Genomic DNA, 20,119 nt, shown 5'->3' on the forward strand with positions numbered 1-20,119 from the left:
GGGCTCCTCCTTTCTATTGATCCTTAGGCTGGGCAGGCTTAAGATTGTATTTCTTATACAGTTTCTGCAGACTGCCGTCATTTTGCCACTTAGCTAGGAGACCATTGATGTATTGGGTAACTTGTGTGTTGGACCTTTTAGCAGCAATGCCATACTCCATCGTATCAAAGCCCTGATCGAGGATCTTGTTATTTTTGCTGACATAGCCCGATAGAATAGATTCATCGACAGAAAAAGCATCGATACGATAGGCCCGCAAAGCAGTAGCCAATTCAGGATAACTTCCAAACTGCATGTAGTTAAAACTGATATCATTATCAGCTGCAAAAGCCTCCAGAGAAGCTTTGGTTGTGGAACCCTGGGCCACTCCGATCGTTTTGCCATCAAGATCTTTGGGCTTATCGACACCAGAAGATTTATTGACTAAGAAGCCGATTTGGTCATAATAGTAGGGGTTAGAAATACTGTAGTTGGCCTTGCGTTCATCATTAATAGTATAAGTGGCAATGGTTAAATCGGTTTGACCATTGTCCAGCAGAGCCTCACGCGTTTGAGCTGTAACAGCCACATACTCTACTTTTACACCGATACTATCTGCGATTTTTTTAGCTAAATCAACTTCCATACCAGTGTACTTGCCGGATTTAGAATCGTAGTAGCCAAAATTGGGAACGTCTTGTTTAACGCCAACTTTAAGGACGCCAGCCTTTTTGATTTTTTGGACCTGTTCTGGAAGGTTACTATTGGCGTCAGCCTGAGTATGGTTGATTTTAGCAAAGCCAACAATCCCAAGGGTCAGTATAAAAATTGCAGTGATTAGGGATGTTTTTTTCATAAGAAGTCACCTCTATTCTGCTGAAACTTTATCGCTGGTGTGGTTGATAATCTTAGACAGGAATTGCTGAGCACGCGGTTCTTTTGGATGGTTAAAGAAGCCATTAACATCAGTCGTATCTTCTAAAATCTCACCATCAGCCATAAAAATGATACGGTCTGCTACGCTGCGCGCAAAGCCCATTTCGTGAGTAACAACGACCATATTCATCCCCTCTTTTGCTAGATTCTGCATAACAGCCAATACATCTCCGATTGTTTCAGGGTCAAGAGCTGACGTTGGCTCATCAAAGAGCAGCAGTTCGGGTTTCATAGCCAGGCCGCGAGCAATAGCAACCCGCTGTTTTTGTCCCCCAGAAAGCATACCAGGATAAGAATCCTTGCGGTCCCACATATTAACGTAGGTTAAATACTGTTCAGCAATGCGTTCGGCTTCCTTCGGAGCCATTCCAAGAACGCGAATAGGCGCTAGAACCACATTCTCTAAGACAGTCTTATGGGGATAGAGGTTAAAGTGTTGAAAGACCATCCCAACTTCCTTGCGCAGCTGAACCAGTTCCTTATTAGAAGCATTAGACACTTCATGTCCATTAACTTTAAGGCTGCCGGATTCAATACTTTCTAGAGCGTTCATGGTTCGGATAAGGGTTGACTTTCCAGAACCAGAAGGGCCAAGCAACACGACCACTTGACCTTTTTCAATTTCTAAATTGATATGACGAAGGGCGTGATAGTCACCGTAATATTTTTCCACATTTTTATATTCAATAAGTGCCATGGTTACCTCCCTTGATGAAGACGTTAGATGGATTGATTTTCTGATGTCAGAAAACCTAACGTGAACTAAATTTTACCACAAGAAGATGCTTCTGTCAATATTTTCAGAAAATTTATACAAAGTTGAAATAGACTTGTAAACCCTTAGTATTTCTAATATCTGATGATATTTGGTATAATAGGGGATAAAATATCTATGATAGATAGAAATATGAGGTAAGAATGATGAAAAAGATCCTTGTAGTCGACGATGAAAAGCCGATTTCAGATATTATTAAATTTAATCTAATAAAGGAAGGCTATGATGTTATCACCGCTTTCGACGGTCGTGAAGCCTTGGCTCAGTTTGAGGAAGAAAAGCCTGACTTGATTATCCTAGACTGGATGTTGCCAGAGCTAGAAGGCCTAGAAGTAGCTAAGGAAATTCGCAAAAACAGCCATGTACCGATTATTATGCTCTCTGCCAAAGACAGTGAGTTCGATAAGGTTATCGGCTTGGAAATCGGTGCAGATGATTATGTCACAAAACCATTTTCTAATCGTGAGCTCTTAGCTCGTATTAAAGCGCATCTGCGCCGGACAGAAACGATTGAAACAGCCGTGGCTGAAGAAAATAACATTTCTGATAATGAGCTCTTTATCGGAGATCTGCAGATTATCCCAGATGCCTTTGTTGCTAAAAAACGCGGGGATGAAATTGAGCTGACACATCGTGAGTTTGAGCTGCTCCATCATCTAGCTACCCATATGGGACAAGTTATGACTCGGGAGCATTTACTTGAGACTGTTTGGGGTTATGATTACTTTGGTGATGTCCGGACAGTTGATGTAACAGTTCGCCGTCTTCGCGAAAAAATTGAAGACACGCCGAGTCGGCCAGAGTATATTTTAACCCGCCGTGGAGTTGGTTATTATATGAAATCCTATGACTAATAATCCTGTTGTTGAAAATCTAAATAGTTTTGAGTTAGCCCTCCTTATTTTGCTGGCTCTGGTTGCTGTTTATTTTATTTTCTTGGCTGTTCGTGACTACCGCAATGCCAAGACCATTAGAGCTATCAGCCAGAAAGTAACGAGTCTAATCGCCGGTGATTACACAGAGGATCTCCAATTAAAGGGGGATTCTGAGTTGATTGAACTTGGAAATAACCTCAATGATCTATCAGATGTTTTGCATCTGACCCATGAAAATTTATCTCAGGAACGCAATCGCCTCGCTTCTGTCCTCTCTTATATGAGTGATGGGGTTTTAGCAACTAACCGTGTCGGTAAAATCACTATGATTAATGAAACGGCACAAAAACAGCTCAATCTCAGTCGGGAAGAAGCGCTTGAAATGAATATCATGGACTTGATTGACTCAGAAGATTACGATTATCGTGATCTGATTACTCAGACTCCAGAGGTAACGGTCTACCGCCGCAATGAGTATGATGAATTTATTACTCTGCGGATTAACTTTGCCCTCAACAGGAGAGAAAGTGGTTTTATTTCGGGTTTAGTCGCTGTATTGCACGATACAACAGAGCAGGAAAAAGAAGAACGGGAGCGCCGTCTCTTTGTTTCGACTGTCAGCCACGAGCTGCGTACACCGTTAACCTCTGTAAAATCTTATCTAGAGGCTCTTAATGAGGGTGCTCTGCAGGAAGATGTAGCACCGAGTTTTATTCAGGTATCTCTGGATGAGACAAACCGCATGATGCGGATGATTTCTGACCTCTTGCAGCTGTCAAGAATTGATAATGATACCAGCCATTTGGAAGTTGAAATGACCAATTTTACAGCCTTTATCACTGTTATTCTCAATCGTTTTGATCAGATTAAAAGTCAGCAGGATTCAGACAAGGACTATGAAATTGTTCGTAACTACCCCCTCAATCCTATTTGGGTAGAAATTGATACCGATAAGATGACACAAGTCTTGGATAATATCCTCAACAATGCTATTAAGTATTCACCTGATGGCGGTCAAATAACGGTTTCTATGATGACGACCGAAACCCAGTTAATTATTTCAATTTCAGACCAAGGTTTGGGTATTCCTAAAAAGGATCTGCCGCTGATTTTTGACCGCTTTTATCGTGTAGATAAGGCGCGCAGTCGAGCACAGGGGGGGACTGGACTCGGTTTGGCCATTGCTAAAGAAATTATTAAACAGCACCATGGCTTTATCTGGGCTAAGAGTGAATATGGCGAAGGTTCTACCTTTACTATCGTGCTCCCTTATGATAAAGAAGCCGCTTTAGAAGATGATGAATGGGAGGAAGATGATATAGTCGATGACGAACAAGGGTTTTAAATATAGCATTTTAGCATCGGGTTCCAGTGGGAACTCCTTTTACTTGGAAACGCCTAAGAAAAAATTGCTGATAGATGCGGGTTTATCGGGTAAAAAGATTGCTAGCCTCTTATCAGAGATTGACCGTAAACCAGAAGAACTAGATGCTATTTTAGTCACCCATGAACATAAGGATCATATCCACGGAGTTGGAGTTCTGGCCCGTAAATACGGCCTGCCTATCTATGCCAACGAAAAAACCTGGCAGGCGATGGAAACCCACCAGATGCTAGGCAAGATTGATCCTGAGCAGAAACATATTTTTGAGCGAGGCAAGGTTAAAACCTTTGGGGATATTGATATCGAGAGCTTTGGTGTCAGCCACGATGCTATTGATCCGCAATTTTATCGTTTTATGAAGGATGACAAAAGCTTTGTCATGCTAACTGATACGGGCTACGTCAGCGATCGCATGGCTGCTTTAATTGAGAATGCTGATGGCTACCTGATCGAGTCCAATCATGATATCGAAATCCTGCGCTCAGGGGCCTACCCATGGAGTTTAAAACAGCGAATTTTATCTGATAAGGGACACCTTTCCAATGAGGATGGATCGGAAACCATGATTCGTACAATTGGTAGTCGCACCAAAAAAATCTATCTCGGCCATCTCAGCAAGGAAAATAATATCAAAGAATTAGCTCATATGACAATGGAAAATAATCTGACACAAGCTGATTTTGGCGTTGGTCATGATTTCCAAGTTCTAGATACATCACCGGATGAAGCCACCCCTCTGACGGATATATAAAAAAGGATTGACACCTCTAATATAGGTGCCAATCTTTTTTATAACTCAGTATTCATTAAAAAAAAATAGATCTATTTCAATTTCAAGTTAAGCCTTGAATGTCTCCTTATTAAATTATAAGCGGGAAATACAGATCTAGTATTTCGACCATGTCTTTGGAATGAAGAGCAACAGGACAGGATAGATTTCCAAGCGACCGGCAATCATGGCAAAAGCCATGAGCAGCTTGGCCCAAGGACTGAAAATGTTGAAGGTATCTGCAGTTCCTAGCATTGGTCCGATATTATTAAAGGTAGAAGCTGCAGCACTGACTACGACAATAAATTGATTGTGATCAATACTGAGAATTAGGATCAAGCCTAGGAAAATCATTAAATAAACAGCCAAGTATTTTAAAATACTGTGTTGAGTTGATTTGTCCAAGGGTGCTCGATTGATATGAAGGGACATGACGCGATTAGGATAGAGCGTCTTAAGAATTTGATTTTTTGACATCTTGGCAAGGATAAGCGAACGCATAACCTTAAAACCACCTGCTGTAGAACCGGCAGAACCTCCAATAAACATCAAAATCAATAGAATTGTCTGTGAAAACAGCGGCCACTTGGTTAGGTCAGTAATTCCAAAACCTGTTGTGGTCATAACATTTGCCACTTCAAAAAAGGAGTATTCTAGTCCCTTAGCCCATGAATCATACAAACTAAAGGTATTGAAGAAAATTAAGCCCGTAGCAAGAGCGACAATGCCCAAGTAAGTTCTTAGTTCTTCATCCCTGAAGAACATCTTGAATTTTCTAATAAGCAAAAAGTAGTAGAGATTAAAGTTAACACCAAAAATTAAAGTCCCGATTGAAACAATAAGGGTAATTAAGCTGCTGTGATAATGAGCCATACTGTCATTATAAACCGCAAAACCGCCTGTTCCTGCTCCGCCCATTGCAGTGACAAGGCTGTCATAGAGTGGCATACCGGCTATCCAGAGAATGATAGCGAATACGAGAAACATAGCCAGGTAGATAATGTAGAGAATTTGCGCTGTATTTTTTAGCTTAGAAACGACTTTACCAAAAACTGGCCCTGGAACTTCAGCCCGCATAACTTCAAGGTGGGCATTTTTTGAATTTTCTATAATAGCTAAGGCGAAAACCAGTACTCCCATACCACCGATTAGGTGGGTAAAACTCCGCCAAAAGAGGAGGGAATGCGAAAGGACACTGACATCAGGCAGGATAGTGGCCCCAGTCGTTGTGAATCCTGAACTGATTTCAAAGAAGGCATCAATAATACTTGGGATCTGTCCGGAAAAGACAAAAGGCAAGGCTCCAAAGAAGGACCAGAGAATCCAGCAGAGAGCAACGATTAAAAGTCCTTCTTTAGTGTAGATACGGTAGTTTTTAGGCTTGAAAAAGCTGCCAGTCAGGCCCAAAAAACCGAGAATTCCCATGGTTGCTAGGATACTGACGAAGACGCGTGTATCTTCATGATAGATAGAAGCAACTATTAAAGGGACAAGGAGCAAGCCAGCCTCAATAAGCAGCAATTTTGCTAAGAGATAACGGATCATAGAACGATTCATGCTAAGTTACCTCACTTCGTTAATAAATCATAGATGTGAGTGATATTGGGCAACAAGGTCACGACAACAATCTTATCACCGACTTCGTAAGTATCCTGTCCCGTTGGGAATATAGGCTTGTTGTTACGGATAATAGCAGCCACTAGTACCCCCTTCTTCAGCTGAACATCAGCCAGCTGTTTGCCAGCGATTTTATTTTTTTCCCGAATTTCAAACTGCAAGGTTTCAATATGACCATTGGCAATATGGTGAACAGCATCAAGAGTTGACGATTCTTGCGCATTAACGCGACCGCGGATAAAGTGCATCATGCTGTCAACGGCAATAGATTTAGGAGTAACGATACTGGAGAACCCATCGGTGTCAATGATTTCCAGCAGACTGGTTCGGTTGACTTTGGTAATATTTTTCCCGATTCCTAGAGTGTTGAGGAACATGGAAGAAATAATATTTTCCTCATCAACCCCAGTCAAGGTTGCTACAGCATCGTAGTTTTCAACACCTTCCTCGACCAAAGTATTTTTAGCCGTACCATCACCTAAGACAATAGGAACATCAGGAAATTCCTGACTAAAGAATTGGCTGCGGTTTTCGGTGATTTCAATCACTTTGAGTTTCATTTTAGTATTGCGCAAGATATTGAGGAGATAGTAAGTAATACGACCGGCTCCAATAATCATCATATTGCGGATAACTTTATTTTTGACAAAGTTATGGAAGAGGATCATCTCAACACGATCACCTGTTACAAAAATTTTATCGTCAGTTAATAGGGTATCATCACCATCAGGGATAATAATCTGATCACCGCGTTTGATAGCACAGACTAAAATATTGCCGAACTTGTGCCGAAATTGATCCAAAGAGAGGTCGCACAAGCGGCTGTCCTCAGTGATTTTAAACTCCATCAGCATAACTCGTCCGTTGACAAAGTGCTCGACAGAGAGGGCACCTGGGAAGTCTACGCTGTTAGCAATATAACGGGCGGCTAGCAGTTCGGGATTGACCACCATAGAAAATCCGAGGAAATTATGATCCTTGAAGTAGGTGTTGGAATACTCAGGATTACGCACGCGGACGATGGTTTCTTTAGCTCCCATTTTCTTAGCCAGAACGGCTGAAATCATGTTTACCTCATCCTGATTGGTGATGGCTACAAAGATATCACAGTGTTGCACATCGGCTTGCTCTAAAATTTTAAAATTAGCGCCGTTTCCGACAATTCCCATAATATCAAGCCGTCTGCTGACACGATTAAGGACCTCTTCTTTTTCCTCAATAAGAGTAACATCGTGTTTTTCTTCAACTAATGAGCGACAAAGGGCGGTACCAACTTTACCTCCGCCGACAACAATAACTTTCATGATTTTTCCTTTTTTACAAGATACAAAGAGCATCAAAGCTAAGAAAAAGGGTGATTGACACTAGTATAGACTCAAGAAAGTCCGTTTTTCAAGGCAATCATATCTGCAAAGGCTAAGCCTTAAACAAAGGTGTTTTTTCTTGTGCTTTTTAACTCTAGGTTCGGTTAGAAACTTAGCAAAAAACGCTTTAAACTAGTATACTATCATACTCTTTTTTTGCCTAAAATGCACCCTTTTTTTGCAAAATAATACCAACTAAACACAAAGTTTAAAAATCTGGCGTCAAATCTGTAAAAAAGATGCAAATCCTTACATTGTTTGACAGTTGGTTGCTGCTGATGAGGAATTGAAGAAATTAAATACAAAAGTTCATCAGGTGCAAGAATCGTTTGGCAATTTGGTAATGCAGTAAACGGAACTTAAACAGAAGGAGAAGCAGCTGCTCACCCTTTAAAAAAGAGGCCAAAGAAATCAAAAACTACCACTAGGCGGGCATTTATACTACCGATAGAAGCAAAGAAGTCTTGTTTTCGGCTTTTTTTGTGATAAATTTCAGAAAAAATATTTTATAGCTTTTTCATTGATATTATTGGATTTTCAGCGGTTTCTCAAAAATAAGACACGTACTTTTCCGCTAAATCTGTTGACAACTTTGCTAATAGTGTTATACTAGTTGTAAGGATTCGTTAGTTTAAATCAAACCTGTTATGATTTAAGTTAATGAGCCACCACCAACCATGTTGCTTGCTGAGCTTGACTCCGAGCAGCGTGGTTATTTTTTTGTAGTAAAGAGGTTAATATGGCGGTAGAACCATTTATTCAAGAAACTTATCAGGAAACGAAGGGACGCAATCATATCGTTCTTTTCGAGCCCCAGATCCCAGCAAATACAGGAAATATTGCTCGGACCTGCGCAGCTACCAACAGCCCCCTGCATATTATTCGTCCTATGGGATTTCCTATTGATGATCGCAAGATGAAGCGAGCAGGCTTGGATTATTGGGATAAATTGGATGTTCGTTTTTATGACAGTTTAGAGGAATTTACAGCGCAGTGTCAGGGCAGTCTTCATCTGGTCTCGAAGTTTGCTCAGAAGACCTATTCGGATCTTTCCTACAATGATAACAAGCAGCACTATTTTCTATTTGGCCGTGAGGATAAGGGCTTGCCTGAGGCATTCATGCGTCGCCACCCTGAGCAGGCTATCCGCATTCCGATGAATGATGAACATGTTCGCAGCCTCAACCTTTCTAACACCGTCTGTATGATTGTTTATGAGGCACTTCGCCAACAACATTTTTCTGGCTTAGAATTAGTTCATAGGTATGAAACAGATAAACTAAAATAGCTAAAGAGAGAGTGGGATCAGCCCCAAAATTGAAAATTTTGGTTCTCACTACTCCCTAATTTTAAGGTGGTAACCTGAAACGGTCTCTCCTAGATCGTTTTTGACACTTGCTTTGCAAGCTTTATTTCCCGATTGAGTCTGGACTTTTGTCCCAGACTTCACTGACAACCACTGTGCCAGGAGTTTATTCAGGGATACTGGACGTGCCTTTGCCCAGCCTCCTTTTTGTTGAGATAGTTATTGCAGGATGATAAGAGATGGAGCTACTTTAAAATTCGGAACAGCTCGATTTGGCCAGTAGCATATTCATAAAAAAGTATGGCCAGATTTAAAAATTAAATCGAATAAAGCTCTATATTATAACTGGTAAAACTAAGGGCTTGCACTCTAGCAGGAATTTTTATATACTTAATTTGTCTTCAGGGCAGGGTGTGATTCCCGACCGGCGGTGTTTGTTTTCTGTTAGGAAGCAAGAGTCCGCGAGCCTCTAAGGGTTGATGTGGTGCAATTCCACAACCGACAGTATAGTCTGGATGGGAGGAGACAAGTTTTTTGCTATACAAAAAGGGCTGCCGATCTAGGCTGGCTAACTTTTGTCTATCGAAATACTTCGCCTCCTTCAATTTGAAAAAATTGGAGGAATTTTTTATGTCAACAAGTCGTCATAGGACCCGTCGATTGGTCTACATTGCTGTTTTATCTGCAGTTTCATTCATCCTAATGTACCTGCAGTTTCCCTTGATACCGGGAGCTGATTTTTTGCAGTTTGATTTTTCAATCCTGCCAGTTCTCTTAGCTTTAGCCATATTTGATGGTAAAAGTGCGCTGATGGTTTTAACCCTGCGTACCCTCTTAAAGCTGATTTTAAATAATGGCGGCGTCGGGACCTTAGTTGGACTGCCTATGAATTATATTGCCTTGTGCCTTTTTGTATTAGCGCTATCTGTAATTTGGAAAAAGCAGCAGACTCTCTCTTCTTATTTAAGTGCCTCAGTTATTGGAACCTTGCTTCTGACGGTAGCCATGGTCTTGCTCAATTACATCTACGCTGTTCCCCTTTATGCTAAATTTGCTCATTTTGATATTAGAGCGACATTAGGCTTGGGTAACTATCTCTTTGGTATGGTGGTCCCTTTTAATATCCTGCAGGGAGCGATTTTTTCCATCAGTTTCTTTGTGATTTACCTAGCTATTAAACCTGTCATCGCAAAATTATAGAGGCTATGCTATAATAATATCATGCATAACAGACAAAAGTTTTTTATTCGAGCTAGTTTTGCAGCTCTGATTTTCGTTGTTTTAGGTTACATTGTTAAGTTTGACCCCAGATTGCTGCAAGGGTTTGACCGCAGCCTGCAGTCGGCTATCCGCGGTCATCTACCAGCCCCGCTAACAGCTTTCTTTCGCTGGGTAACGGTTTTAGGAGATACGCCAGTACAGGGGTTTCTCGTTCTTGCTTCACTAGTCATTTTTATCTGGAAGAAGTGGTATGCAGAAGCTGGCTTGGTTCTGTTTAATGGGATTTTAGCGGGTATAGGTATTGCCCTTTTTAAGAATATCTACCAACGCCCGCGTCCCAGTCTGTCACATTTAGTAGTGGCTGATGGTTATTCTTTCCCAAGCGGTCATTCTATGGGGATTATCCTCATCTTGGGCAGTCTTTTGATTATTGCCCACCAGCGCATTCAATCCCTAAACCAGCGTCGCTTGGCAGAAGCCTTGTTAGCCTTGCTCATCTTCTTGGTTGGCTTATCGCGAATTTATCTGGGGGTTCATTATCCTACGGATGTCATCGCTGGCTTTGTTTTGGGTTATGGTGTGCTTTGTTTGGGATATCCCTTCTATGATGAAGTGCGCTTCGAGTGGCGTTTTAAAAGTAAACAAAAATGATAAAATTTTAGATAGGTGCAGTTCTAATCCCTGCACCTGTCTTTTTTTATCTGAAAGCAAAAGGCAGCTCTAATCATGATGATTTGACTGTTTTTGCTTATTATACTCTTTAAGAATCTGGATAATAAGTCTTTCTATTGATGAGTATCAGATCTGATAGGCTTACTCTCAGTTACTAAGCTGCCTATAGCAGACCGCTGATAGCGGCTGCAGTCAGCGACAGAAGTGCTTCGTTTTTTTATTCTAGTTAGCGCTGTAAAAATTTAAAAGCTTGCTTTTTTCAGGCGGTAGTGAGGATCTATCTCATAGGATTTGACATAAAAAATTCAGCCTTAGCAGATTTTCGATTTTCTTAAAGTCTTGCTTAGTTCGATGAGATTAACTTTAAGTATAACCGATTCCAGCCTAGCTTGACTATGATAAAAAATAGAATATTTTCGTTTGCCTAAAATTTTTTAAAGACGGTTGCAAAAAGCAATAGCAGGCACTATAATGAGGGCGCATACATCCTAGAGGGTGGAATCCTAAATCTCTAATTGCCCCCCGATTAAAGTGGGTAAAGGGAATAAGGATTGATACTTTCTTGTGATGAAACGAACAAGGGTCGAATTTCCTCGGGGCATTAGAGAACACTCCTTGTGTGCTGGCACACGGCGCCGCTCCTCTATTTTCCTGTCTAACATTTTTATTAAAGCGAATCGGCCCCTAGTTATCGTATAGGAGGCAGCTTATGTTTTCATTTTTACAACCGTCACCCGATGCTACAGAAAAAGTTCCTGCTAAAAAAATAGCCAGCAGCTATCGTTGGCATCAGATTGGTGTTTTAGCAGCACTGTGTTTGGGCTATATTGGCTATTATATTATTCGTTTGATCTTCACGACTGAGCAAAATGATATTATGAAGGTCTACGGTTATACAACTGCTCAGATTGGGCTCGTTTTATCTTGTTTTGGCGTAGGTTATGGCATTTCAAAACTCTTTATGGGGGCTCTCAGTGATAAGAGTAACACTATTCGTTATTTGGCTGCTGGCTTGATTATTTCGGCCGTGCTTAATCTAGGTTTGGGGACAACGCGTAATTTTTACATTATGATGGCGCTCATGCTTGTAATGTCAGTTGCTCAGGGCATGGGGGCAGCGGCTTGTCAGCGAACCATCCAGCTTTGGTGGGGCAGGCGCTGGCGCGGAACTATTTTTTCCATCTGGTCTTCAGCCCATAATGCGGGTGCTTTTTGTTGCGTTGCAGTCGTCCAGTTTGCCAGTTTCCTCTTTTCTGGTTCTATCGCAGCTGTCTTCTATACAGCTTCAGTTGTTTCTCTCCTGATTGCGGCTTTTGTCCTTTGGGCTGGTTCGGAAAGACCTACCGCAGTGGGGCTTCCTTCTATCGCTGAATATACAGGTGACGCAGTTGTTTTAGAGAGTGGGGCAGCGTCTTCTGAGGACTTAACAGATCTTCGACTCTGGGAAATTTTTGTCCAATATATTTTAAAAAATCCTATGGTCTGGGCAGTAACGCTGACCTCAATGTCTCTTTATATTGTCCGCTACGGGGTTATGTCATGGATTCCCAGCTACTTGGTTCAGTCAAAGGGCTTTGAGCCTAGCTTTTCAAAATGGTTGGTTGGTATTTTTGAATTGGCCTCTGTGCCCGGTGTTATCCTGCTAGGGGCAATTTCTGATTCTCTAAAAAATCGCCGGGCCTTAGTTTGCTTAGCCAGTGTTATTGGACTGTTAGTCTGCCTGACGACCTATTTTTACAGTAAAAATGCGACTCTGATTGTTGTTGTTTTATTTATCATGGGGACTCTGATTTATGCTCCTCTAACATTAGTAGGGCTGATGGTTAATGAGGTTGTTCCTAAATTTGCCGTTGGTTCCTCGACAGGTTTTATGGGCTTTTTCCAATATATTTTTGGCGAAACCTTGGCAACCGCCCTGATTGGTATTCTCGTTGCAAGATTTGGCTGGGTGGCCAGTGACACTGTTCTTTACGGTGCTTGTTTCTTGGCTGCCTTTCTTCTCATTTACATCATGGTTCACGAATCCCGTATGAGGAGACGAGCGGTTTGACTAGTCCGTCCGTAGAAAAGGAATCCCGAAAGGTTGATGCTGATATCAGCCTTTTTATTGTGCAGTCTAAAAACGATCTACCCAATACTTAAAGAGTATAAAATTGCCGTTCATCTTTATCTAGGAGCTTTTTGGAAATTGAGCGAAAGTGTTATAATAAGAAGTATGAAAAAACGTTATAACACCGTTAATGATTATTACCGTCAGCTGTTTGGCGAAAAAATTTTTAAGCTGCCCATTGACGCAGGCTTTGACTGTCCTAATCGAGATGGCACGGTTGCCCATGGGGGCTGTACTTTTTGTACGGTTTCTGGTTCGGGGGATGCTATTGTGGCACCAGAAGCACCCATCCGTGAGCAGTTTTACAAGGAAATCGACTTTATGCACCGCAAATGGCCAGATGTTAATAAATACCTCGTTTATTTCCAAAATTATACCAACACGCACGACAAGGTCGAAGTCATTCGTGAGCGCTATGAGCAGGCCATCAATGAGCCGGGTGTCGTCGGCATCAATATCGGAACGCGCCCTGACTGTCTGCCAGATGAGACCATTCTCTACCTAGCTGAGCTCTCAGAGCGCATGCACGTCACGCTCGAGTTGGGCTTGCAGACGACCTACGAGGAGACTTCTGAGTTGATCAACCGCGCCCACAGCTACCAGCTCTATATCGATATTGTCAAGCGTGTGCGTGAGCTGGCTCCCAAGATCGAGATCGTCTCCCATCTCATCAACGGCCTGCCCGGTGAAACGCACGAGATGATGGTGGAAAATGTCCGCCGTCTGGTGCGGGATAATGATATCAATGGGGTCAAGCTCCATCTCCTCCACCTCATGACCAATACCCGCATGCAGCGCGATTACCATGAAGGACGCCTGAAGCTCCTCAGCCAAGAAGAATATGTCAACATCATCTGCGATCAGCTGGAAATTATCCCTAAGAATATTATCATTCACCGCATCACAGGTGATGCCCCGCGCGATATGCTGATTGGCCCCATGTGGAGCCTCAACAAGTGGGAGGTTCTAAATGCCATTGACAAAGAGATGGAAAAACGAGGGAGCGTGCAGGGGTGTAAGTGTTAGGTGAAATTAAAAATAGAATTTTTCAAAGGAGAATTAAATAAAGCGGTTGAAGCTGGAATTTATGGCATGTATCTTTCAAAGCACAATGAAAAACAGTTGTTGTATATTGGAGAATCCTCTAGTGTCATTGTCCGTGCTAGTCAACATTTATTGGAATTGCGAAATAATCCAAACTATCGAGGTCTTACGGATAAAACGATTAATGACGTTTCTCTGACCTTATCTTTTGAATTGTTGAAAACTGCAGTGGATGATAAATCATTGACGGGCAAGAAGGAACGTAAAGAACAAGAAAAGAAGCTGAAGCTATAAATAGTTTGGATTCAAGGAAAAGGCCATTGCTTCAAGATGGAATTAGTGATAGGGCAATTAAGGATAGAGAAGAGAGAGTAAAAAGAGTGAACGCTTTTATCAAGGAGGTTGAGCTGCAATGATCAACCCCCATTCACCTCTCACATAATTTTAGCGGGGATAAAGTATGTTCTACGATTTAACACTATTACTGACGGCTGTGATTGCTGGGTTTATGCTGTCCTATTCGGTCACATTGGGTGCTTATTTTAATTACTTATTGCGCCAAGAGCTAGATCAAGGTTTTTCACATTTTTACAGTCAATTTAGACGGCATACTGCAGTTGCCAGCCTCTATCGTATGTGTGTCGGCTTGCAGTTTTTCCTAGGATTAGTGTCTCTTTTAGTCAGCAGCTCTTCAGTAACTGTTCGTGTATTGGCGATTATTCCTCTGGTGGTATTATTGATTTGCCATCGTGTGACGGACTTTTCAAAGAGTGAAGAGGCCATCAATAGCGGTAAGCCAATTTCAAATGACATGAGACAGAATTATCTCAAATGGAATTTACCCCTTCATTATTTCTACTTTGTTGTTTATTTCATGAGTGCCTTACTGCAATTATACTATCAGTAAATCCCAATAAGGGAAATGGTTTGTCTTATTCACCACAAAAACGTGCTCATGAGGCTAACCGCAGAATGCGATAGGGGCGAACCATAAACTATACCAAAACTAAGAACAAATCAGGAGAAACATATGAAACTCAACGCAATACCAGCCTTAGCCGATAATTACATTTGGCTATGGTCTCAGGGGGACGAAGCCATTATCGTTGACCCTGGGGAAGCCAAGCCAGTCTTGGATTATTTAGAAGAACACAATCTCAAAGCGGGTGCTATTTTAATCACCCATGTTCATGCTGACCATGTCGATGGCATGGGTGAGATTGTAGCCCAATATCCTAACGCCAAAACTTATGGGCCCAAAGAAGTCAGTCATTTGGTAGACACTGTCCTGAAAGACGGCGACACCATTGAACTCTATGGGTCTCAAATAGAGGTCTTTTTAACGGCGGGGCATACGGAAGACCACATTTCTTATCTTGTAGATAAGCAGCACCTCCTGTCTGGTGACGCGCTTTTCTCAGCGGGATGCGGCAGAGTCTTTACAGGAGACTATGAGGCTCAGTACAAGTCCATGGTCTTCTTCAGAAATTTAGCAGATGATGTTAAGGTTTATGCAGGCCATGAATACACCCTGACAAATTTACAATTTGCCCTGACACAAACGACAGACGCTTTTGCCAAAAACTATTATGACAAGACGAAAGCCCTTGTCGAGCAAGGCCTTCCAAGCCTGCCATCTACTATAGGAGTAGAAAAACAGATCAATCTTTTTCTCATGGCCAAGGATGTCCAAGAATTTACAAGATTGAGAAACTTGAAGGATAATTTTTAGAAAAACATACCAAGAACGAACAGGTAAGGAAACTTTTATGATCAAACGCCCTATTCAGCTCTCCCATGATTTTTTGCTAGAGGTGTTAGACAAGGACAGTATCGCGGTCGATGCGACCATGGGAAATGGTAATGACACCGCCTTTTTGGCTAATCTGTCTAAAAAGGTTTACGCTTTTGATATTCAGGAACAGGCCCTTGAGAAAACGCGGGAACGCTTGGCACACCAAAACCTGACCAATGCCCAGCTGATCCTAGATGGCCATGAAAAAGTGGATACTTATGTATCTGAGCCTATCCGCGCAGCTATTTTCAATCTGGGATATCTGCCTAGTGCCGACAAGTCAGTGATCACCAAACCTGATACAACCTTGAGTGCTATTGGAAAGATTTTAGAGCGCCTAGAAGTTGGCGGCCGCTTATCCATCATGATCTACTATGGTCACGATGGCGGCGATCAGGAAAAGGATGCTGTCCTAGACTATGTCCGTCAGCTGGATCAGAACCGCTTCACAGCCATGCTCTATCAGCCTCTTAATCAGGTCAATACCCCGCCTTTTTTGGTCATGGTAGAGAAGTTGAAATAAAGCAATCCCCCTTTGAAAATCAAAACCATAGGCCGTTGGCTTCAGCTTACCAAAGCACTGTGATGCCTTATCTATTCTTGATTTTCTTTTGTCAGGCTATTAAAGCTTGGAAATTTAGCGTAAGCTCATTTATAATTGAAATACAATGTATTCAAGGAGACGATATTGATGGCTACAATGACTTTAAGAATCAACGATCAAGATAGTGATTTGATCAAAAATTATATTCACCTGCACGGTCTCACTATTTCTGAATTTGCAAGACAAGTTATGCTAGAAAGAATAGAAGATGACTACGATTTACAGGTTTTACGGCAAGCTATGGCAGAAGATGATGGAAAGCGACTATCTCATGAAGACATCATGAAAGAATTTGGATTATGAGCTATAAAGTTACCTACACTAAAAAGGCTTTGAAACAGCTAAAAAAATTAGATGCTTTTACACGTTCATCTATCCTGCTTTGGATAGATAAAAATCTTCAAGGAACGCATAATCCAAGGCAACATGGGAAGGGACTGACTGCCAATTGATTTGGGGAGTGGCGTTATCGTGTAGGTGATTATCGAATACTAGCCACTATTCTTGAAGATGAAATCATTATAGAAGTGTTTGCGGTTGGGCATCGTAGTGATATTTATTAGCAGGTATGTTTACTCTTGCCATTAACGACAGCTCTGTTCACTCAAATTTCATACGATGTCTTTTAGTAATGGTAAAAATGGTTACTTAACTAGTGTTAATAGAGTTTTAAAGAAAGCCTATCAGAAAATAAACAAAGGCATTATTAAGGAGGATTACAAATGATCACCAAGCAGGAAATCTTGGATAAAAAGTTCTCGACAGAATTTAGAGGCTACAATAAAGAAGAGGTTGACGAATTTCTCGATGAGATTATAGCAACTTTAGATGCTTTGGAGCAGGGAAAGCCATCCTCCAACGGTGGCATCAAGGCATTGAAGTCGGAGATAAATGATTCTCCGTTTTATTAGATTTGATAGCCCAAAAAGCTGTCAGAGCAATGACTCTGGCAGCTTTTATGATGTAGTGTTAAGGAATTATCTTTCTTCAAAAATATAGGTGTAGAGTTGCCCCACCTTTTGAAAAGCCCAATTGTCCAGCTGTTCGATTTTCTGAATATCACGAGCTCTGTAGCCAAAGGTGTGAAGCTAAAATGTCAAATGGCTTTCAGAGAAGTGTTGAGGGAATGATGGAAAAGTGTCCTTTTTCACCACTAACAAATATGGTAAAATGAATCTACAATTTTAAATAAAAACAGTTAAGGTAAAGCAATATATCGAAAAACTGATTTAACTCAACCCCAATAAGTCTATTTATAGCTTTATTTTATAGATACAGTTTACTTAAGGATTAAAAAATTTTGGTGAGGCAACAGTTAAAGAGGTAGAAGCGAAAATATATACAAAGTTGGTATAACTACTTCAAAATGTTTTGCAAAATAAATATTTTAATTTATGTGGTAGATTAGATTCAATATGTTATAAATAAAACAAACAACAAAGATAGTTGACTTTTTTTGAATAAAATACTAAAATTAGACAAGATATAATTATAGAAAACGAGGGTGATATATTGAATCATAATCCTGTTATAGCTAAATTAGCACAAATATTTTCCAGAAATCATGATCTGGAGATTAGACAATTATTTAGTAATAGCGATTTTATTACTCAAAATGGCTATTATCTACTAAACTGGAATTATTTTTATCGTGATATAGCCAGTATTGCTGACGATTACGATGAGGTAAAATCTCTACTCATTAAGTTAGGCCCATTATGGGAGTCTTATGCTATACTTATGGATGGTATTTTATATCTATTTTACATGGATGCTAGATTGAAAGGTATTGTAGGTAACTATAAAAAACATGCGACACATCATCTATTGTGCTTTGTTAAAGCTAAAAATACGCATCTAGATGAGCAAGGAGTAAATGTACTATCATCAGACCTATTTAATGAATTAGATGATAAGGATTTAACGGCTCTTCAAACTGAGAAAACTAAAGAGCTACTTGGTTATTTTTATGATGAAGTAAAAGAGGTGCAAGTTTTCTCTTTGGATAGGAAAAATAGCATTGTAAATCTAAATAGAATGAACTCTTTTGGCGAAATTATTGAATCTGTTAATATTACAGAAGCTGATTATACAGCTCTCGAGAGAGAAGAACGTTTGAGTGTGCCACAAAAAACAATTGCTACAATAAAACCAAATGTTTATAACAACCAAAGAAAAGCTAAAAGAAAGCAGAAAACAGTTGAGAGCAATCAAAAGAAAGAGGATGAAAAGGAAAATAATAAGTAATTAGGAAAACCCCATTTTTAATTGGAGGAATATGGAATGTTACAAGGTAACTTTAATGGGAAGAGGTTGAAAGAGGCAAGATTGTTTAATAAAAAAACAATTACTGAGCTCTCAGACCATTTAAAAGTATCAAAACAAATGATCTCTAAATATGAGAAAAGTAGGGCTACACCAAGTGAAGAATCAATTAAAATCTTAGAACAGACTTTGAACTACCCTAGAGAATTCTTTTTTGGAACTGATAATTTTAATTTTGAGTCTAACGGAACCTTTTTTAGAAGCCAATATACATCAACTCAAAAAGAAAAAATTCCAGCTGAATATAATAAACGTTATATTGCCATTATTAGAGACTATATGAATGATTTTTTAGATTTTCCTGAATTAGACTGGGAATTATCTGGAAAAAAGATGGAGGTAGAGGAGTATTCTCAATTTATTAGAGAAATGTGGGAAATAGGAAATAAGCCCATTGATGATTTATCTATTTTGCTTGAAGAAAAAGGTTTTGTTATTGCAAGGTATGACAGTTGCAGTACAAAGGTAGATGCCTTTAGTAGCACTGTTAAGATAAATGATAATGAATATTATATTATGATGCTAGAAGGAACAAAATATTCGTTTTACAGACAACAATTTAGCTTAGCACATGAACTGGGGCATTGGTTGCTACACGAAGAAAGTAAAAATCCTCAGGATATGACATCAATTGATTATCGAAAAATGGAGGATGAAGCAAACGAATTTGCAGCTTCATTTTTACTTCCATCCAAAGAGTTCAAGGATTCTGTGGGTGACAATGCGTTAAATTTGGATCACTATCGTTATTTAAAAAGAATTTGGAATGTTTCGATCGCCATGATGATAATGAGAGCTAAATCACTCAATTTAATTAATTCTAGAGAGTATACGAACTTACAAAGACAGTTAAGTTATAGAAAATGGCGTAAAAATGAACCATTGGATTCAACAAAATTGATCAGTGATCCAATTGCTCTAAAACAAGGAATAGAATTATTAGTTGAAAACCATATTGTTTATGATATTCAAAATGATATATTTAGGAAGTATGGTATTTTGCTGTCAAATTCAATGATTGAAAATCTATTAAACCTAGAAAAGAATTATCTTAATATGGAGTATTATAGTGAACCTAATATCATAAGTCTAAACTCTGAAAGAAGAAAAAGGATGTGAATATATAAAGTATCCTTGATAGTATTAAACATTAATTAACGGCTGGATATTTATACTAATTATCCTGTAAATATGTTATTTAAAAAGCCCACTAGGGCTTTTCAGACCGAAGACAAACTTCTTTTTGGGAGTTTGTCTTTTTTTAAAAATTCTCTAGAAAAATATGGCCTGAGGTGACAATAACTAAGGTATTTACTTGAATTTGGTCAAAATAAAAAGGCCTT

The 20,119-nt window shown here is 40.1% G+C and carries 20 protein-coding genes, 1 pseudogene and 1 riboswitch; of the genes and pseudogenes, 17 read left to right on the forward strand and 4 right to left on the reverse strand.

What is annotated here, in order from left to right:
• Positions 1 to 13: 13 nt before the first annotated feature.
• Both AC4HAL_RS09210 and AC4HAL_RS09215 read right to left on the reverse strand, forming a co-directional pair.
• Complete coding sequence (locus tag AC4HAL_RS09210) at positions 14 to 835, reverse strand: transporter substrate-binding domain-containing protein (protein WP_491093927.1); 822 nt, start codon at positions 833 to 835, stop codon at positions 14 to 16.
• 12 nt (positions 836 to 847) lie between these two features.
• Positions 848 to 1,612, reverse strand: coding sequence for an amino acid ABC transporter ATP-binding protein (locus tag AC4HAL_RS09215; RefSeq protein ID WP_491093928.1), 765 nt, complete (start codon positions 1,610 to 1,612; stop codon positions 848 to 850).
• Between the two features lie 224 nt (positions 1,613 to 1,836).
• Here AC4HAL_RS09215 and yycF point away from each other — a divergent pair, with 224 nt between their 5' ends.
• The 3 genes from yycF to AC4HAL_RS09230 are packed head-to-tail and all read left to right on the forward strand — an operon-like array spanning position 1,837 to position 4,700.
• Positions 1,837 to 2,544, forward strand: coding sequence for a response regulator YycF (yycF, locus tag AC4HAL_RS09220; RefSeq protein WP_491093946.1), 708 nt, complete (start codon positions 1,837 to 1,839; stop codon positions 2,542 to 2,544).
• Positions 2,537 to 3,910 (forward strand): cell wall metabolism sensor histidine kinase VicK, encoded by a 1,374-nt coding sequence (gene vicK, locus AC4HAL_RS09225; RefSeq protein ID WP_491093929.1) that lies wholly within the window; start codon positions 2,537 to 2,539, stop codon positions 3,908 to 3,910. The genes yycF and vicK overlap by 8 nt, the downstream gene beginning before the upstream one ends.
• Complete coding sequence (locus AC4HAL_RS09230; RefSeq protein ID WP_491093930.1) at positions 3,891 to 4,700, forward strand: MBL fold metallo-hydrolase; 810 nt, start codon at positions 3,891 to 3,893, stop codon at positions 4,698 to 4,700. Before vicK ends, AC4HAL_RS09230 begins: the two co-directional genes overlap by 20 nt.
• 135 nt (positions 4,701 to 4,835) lie before the next feature.
• On the opposite strand, the gene AC4HAL_RS09235 is transcribed toward AC4HAL_RS09230, so the two are convergent.
• Both AC4HAL_RS09235 and trkA read right to left on the reverse strand, forming a co-directional pair.
• Positions 4,836 to 6,275 (reverse strand): TrkH family potassium uptake protein, encoded by a 1,440-nt coding sequence (locus tag AC4HAL_RS09235; RefSeq protein WP_491093931.1) that lies wholly within the window; start codon positions 6,273 to 6,275, stop codon positions 4,836 to 4,838.
• A gap of 11 nt (positions 6,276 to 6,286) precedes the next feature.
• Positions 6,287 to 7,639, reverse strand: a complete 1,353-nt coding sequence (gene trkA, locus AC4HAL_RS09240) for a Trk system potassium transporter TrkA (RefSeq protein WP_491093932.1) — start codon at positions 7,637 to 7,639, stop codon at positions 6,287 to 6,289.
• Positions 7,640 to 8,438: 799 nt separating this feature from the next.
• Here trkA and AC4HAL_RS09245 point away from each other — a divergent pair.
• From AC4HAL_RS09245 to AC4HAL_RS09310, 14 genes and pseudogenes are all read left to right on the forward strand, one after another.
• Positions 8,439 to 8,987 (forward strand): tRNA (cytidine(34)-2'-O)-methyltransferase, encoded by a 549-nt coding sequence (locus tag AC4HAL_RS09245; RefSeq protein ID WP_491093933.1) that lies wholly within the window; start codon positions 8,439 to 8,441, stop codon positions 8,985 to 8,987.
• 411 nt (positions 8,988 to 9,398) lie between these two features.
• Positions 9,399 to 9,536, forward strand: a riboswitch (FMN riboswitch).
• A 99-nt stretch (positions 9,537 to 9,635) separates the two neighbouring features.
• Positions 9,636 to 10,205 carry an ECF transporter S component gene (locus AC4HAL_RS09250; RefSeq protein WP_491093934.1) on the forward strand — a complete coding sequence of 190 codons (570 nt, stop codon included), beginning with the start codon at positions 9,636 to 9,638 and terminating at the stop codon, positions 10,203 to 10,205.
• Between the two features lie 21 nt (positions 10,206 to 10,226).
• Complete coding sequence (locus AC4HAL_RS09255; protein ID WP_491093935.1) at positions 10,227 to 10,877, forward strand: phosphatase PAP2 family protein; 651 nt, start codon at positions 10,227 to 10,229, stop codon at positions 10,875 to 10,877.
• Positions 10,878 to 11,607: 730 nt separating this feature from the next.
• Complete coding sequence (locus tag AC4HAL_RS09260) at positions 11,608 to 12,948, forward strand: MFS transporter (protein ID WP_491093936.1); 1,341 nt, start codon at positions 11,608 to 11,610, stop codon at positions 12,946 to 12,948.
• A 165-nt stretch (positions 12,949 to 13,113) separates the two neighbouring features.
• Positions 13,114 to 14,034: a tRNA modification radical SAM protein MnmL/YtqA gene (gene mnmL, locus AC4HAL_RS09265; protein ID WP_491093937.1), complete on the forward strand. Its 921-nt coding sequence runs from the start codon at positions 13,114 to 13,116 to the stop codon at positions 14,032 to 14,034.
• The gene (locus AC4HAL_RS09270) at positions 14,035 to 14,346 is read left to right on the forward strand and encodes a hypothetical protein (RefSeq protein ID WP_491093938.1); all 312 of its coding nucleotides are present in this window, start codon (positions 14,035 to 14,037) and stop codon (positions 14,344 to 14,346) included. It abuts the gene before it with no gap.
• A 166-nt stretch (positions 14,347 to 14,512) separates the two neighbouring features.
• A complete protein-coding gene (locus tag AC4HAL_RS09275) occupies positions 14,513 to 14,959 on the forward strand; it encodes a hypothetical protein (protein WP_491093939.1) in 447 nt (148 codons plus the stop codon).
• 123 nt (positions 14,960 to 15,082) lie between these two features.
• Positions 15,083 to 15,784, forward strand: coding sequence for a hydroxyacylglutathione hydrolase (gloB, locus tag AC4HAL_RS09280; RefSeq protein WP_491093940.1), 702 nt, complete (start codon positions 15,083 to 15,085; stop codon positions 15,782 to 15,784).
• A 37-nt stretch (positions 15,785 to 15,821) separates the two neighbouring features.
• Positions 15,822 to 16,370 (forward strand): tRNA 5-(aminomethyl)-2-thiouridylate-methyltransferase MnmM, encoded by a 549-nt coding sequence (mnmM, locus tag AC4HAL_RS09285; protein ID WP_491093941.1) that lies wholly within the window; start codon positions 15,822 to 15,824, stop codon positions 16,368 to 16,370.
• 168 nt (positions 16,371 to 16,538) lie between these two features.
• On the forward strand, positions 16,539 to 16,754 hold the full coding sequence (relB, locus tag AC4HAL_RS09290) for a type II toxin-antitoxin system RelB family antitoxin (RefSeq protein WP_491093942.1): 216 nt from the start codon (positions 16,539 to 16,541) through the stop codon (positions 16,752 to 16,754).
• Positions 16,751 to 17,014: pseudogene (locus AC4HAL_RS09295) on the forward strand (type II toxin-antitoxin system RelE family toxin). The gene relB and the pseudogene AC4HAL_RS09295 overlap by 4 nt, the downstream one beginning before the upstream one ends.
• 159 nt (positions 17,015 to 17,173) lie before the next feature.
• Positions 17,174 to 17,362 carry a DivIVA domain-containing protein gene (locus tag AC4HAL_RS09300; RefSeq protein WP_004225888.1) on the forward strand — a complete coding sequence of 63 codons (189 nt, stop codon included), beginning with the start codon at positions 17,174 to 17,176 and terminating at the stop codon, positions 17,360 to 17,362.
• Positions 17,363 to 17,963: 601 nt separating this feature from the next.
• On the forward strand, positions 17,964 to 18,698 hold the full coding sequence (locus AC4HAL_RS09305; protein WP_491093943.1) for a hypothetical protein: 735 nt from the start codon (positions 17,964 to 17,966) through the stop codon (positions 18,696 to 18,698).
• 36 nt (positions 18,699 to 18,734) lie between these two features.
• A complete protein-coding gene (locus AC4HAL_RS09310; RefSeq protein WP_491093944.1) occupies positions 18,735 to 19,895 on the forward strand; it encodes an XRE family transcriptional regulator in 1,161 nt (386 codons plus the stop codon).
• The last annotated feature ends 224 nt before the right edge of the window (positions 19,896 to 20,119 follow it).

This window comes from Streptococcus sp. ELY_125, assembly GCF_058314535.1.

Bases quoted from the DNA above. Each gene is read 5' to 3' on its own strand.
- AC4HAL_RS09215 (WP_491093928.1), bottom strand. From the start codon at position 1,612: ATGGCACTTATTGAATATAAAAATGTGGAAAAATATTACGGTGACTAT.
- AC4HAL_RS09245 (WP_491093933.1), top strand. From the start codon at position 8,439: ATGGCGGTAGAACCATTTATTCAAGAAACTTATCAGGAAACGAAGGGA.
- mnmM (WP_491093941.1), top strand. From the start codon at position 15,822: ATGATCAAACGCCCTATTCAGCTCTCCCATGATTTTTTGCTAGAGGTG.
- AC4HAL_RS09235 (WP_491093931.1), bottom strand. From the start codon at position 6,275: ATGAATCGTTCTATGATCCGTTATCTCTTAGCAAAATTGCTGCTTATT.
- relB (WP_491093942.1), top strand. From the start codon at position 16,539: ATGGCTACAATGACTTTAAGAATCAACGATCAAGATAGTGATTTGATC.
- AC4HAL_RS09310 (WP_491093944.1), top strand. From the start codon at position 18,735: ATGTTACAAGGTAACTTTAATGGGAAGAGGTTGAAAGAGGCAAGATTG.
- mnmL (WP_491093937.1), top strand. From the start codon at position 13,114: ATGAAAAAACGTTATAACACCGTTAATGATTATTACCGTCAGCTGTTT.
- yycF (WP_491093946.1), top strand. From the start codon at position 1,837: ATGAAAAAGATCCTTGTAGTCGACGATGAAAAGCCGATTTCAGATATT.
- vicK (WP_491093929.1), top strand. From the start codon at position 2,537: ATGACTAATAATCCTGTTGTTGAAAATCTAAATAGTTTTGAGTTAGCC.
- AC4HAL_RS09260 (WP_491093936.1), top strand. From the start codon at position 11,608: ATGTTTTCATTTTTACAACCGTCACCCGATGCTACAGAAAAAGTTCCT.
- gloB (WP_491093940.1), top strand. From the start codon at position 15,083: ATGAAACTCAACGCAATACCAGCCTTAGCCGATAATTACATTTGGCTA.
- trkA (WP_491093932.1), bottom strand. From the start codon at position 7,639: ATGAAAGTTATTGTTGTCGGCGGAGGTAAAGTTGGTACCGCCCTTTGT.
- AC4HAL_RS09230 (WP_491093930.1), top strand. From the start codon at position 3,891: ATGACGAACAAGGGTTTTAAATATAGCATTTTAGCATCGGGTTCCAGT.
- AC4HAL_RS09275 (WP_491093939.1), top strand. From the start codon at position 14,513: ATGTTCTACGATTTAACACTATTACTGACGGCTGTGATTGCTGGGTTT.
- AC4HAL_RS09250 (WP_491093934.1), top strand. From the start codon at position 9,636: ATGTCAACAAGTCGTCATAGGACCCGTCGATTGGTCTACATTGCTGTT.
- AC4HAL_RS09300 (WP_004225888.1), top strand. From the start codon at position 17,174: ATGATCACCAAGCAGGAAATCTTGGATAAAAAGTTCTCGACAGAATTT.
- AC4HAL_RS09255 (WP_491093935.1), top strand. From the start codon at position 10,227: ATGCATAACAGACAAAAGTTTTTTATTCGAGCTAGTTTTGCAGCTCTG.
- AC4HAL_RS09210 (WP_491093927.1), bottom strand. From the start codon at position 835: ATGAAAAAAACATCCCTAATCACTGCAATTTTTATACTGACCCTTGGG.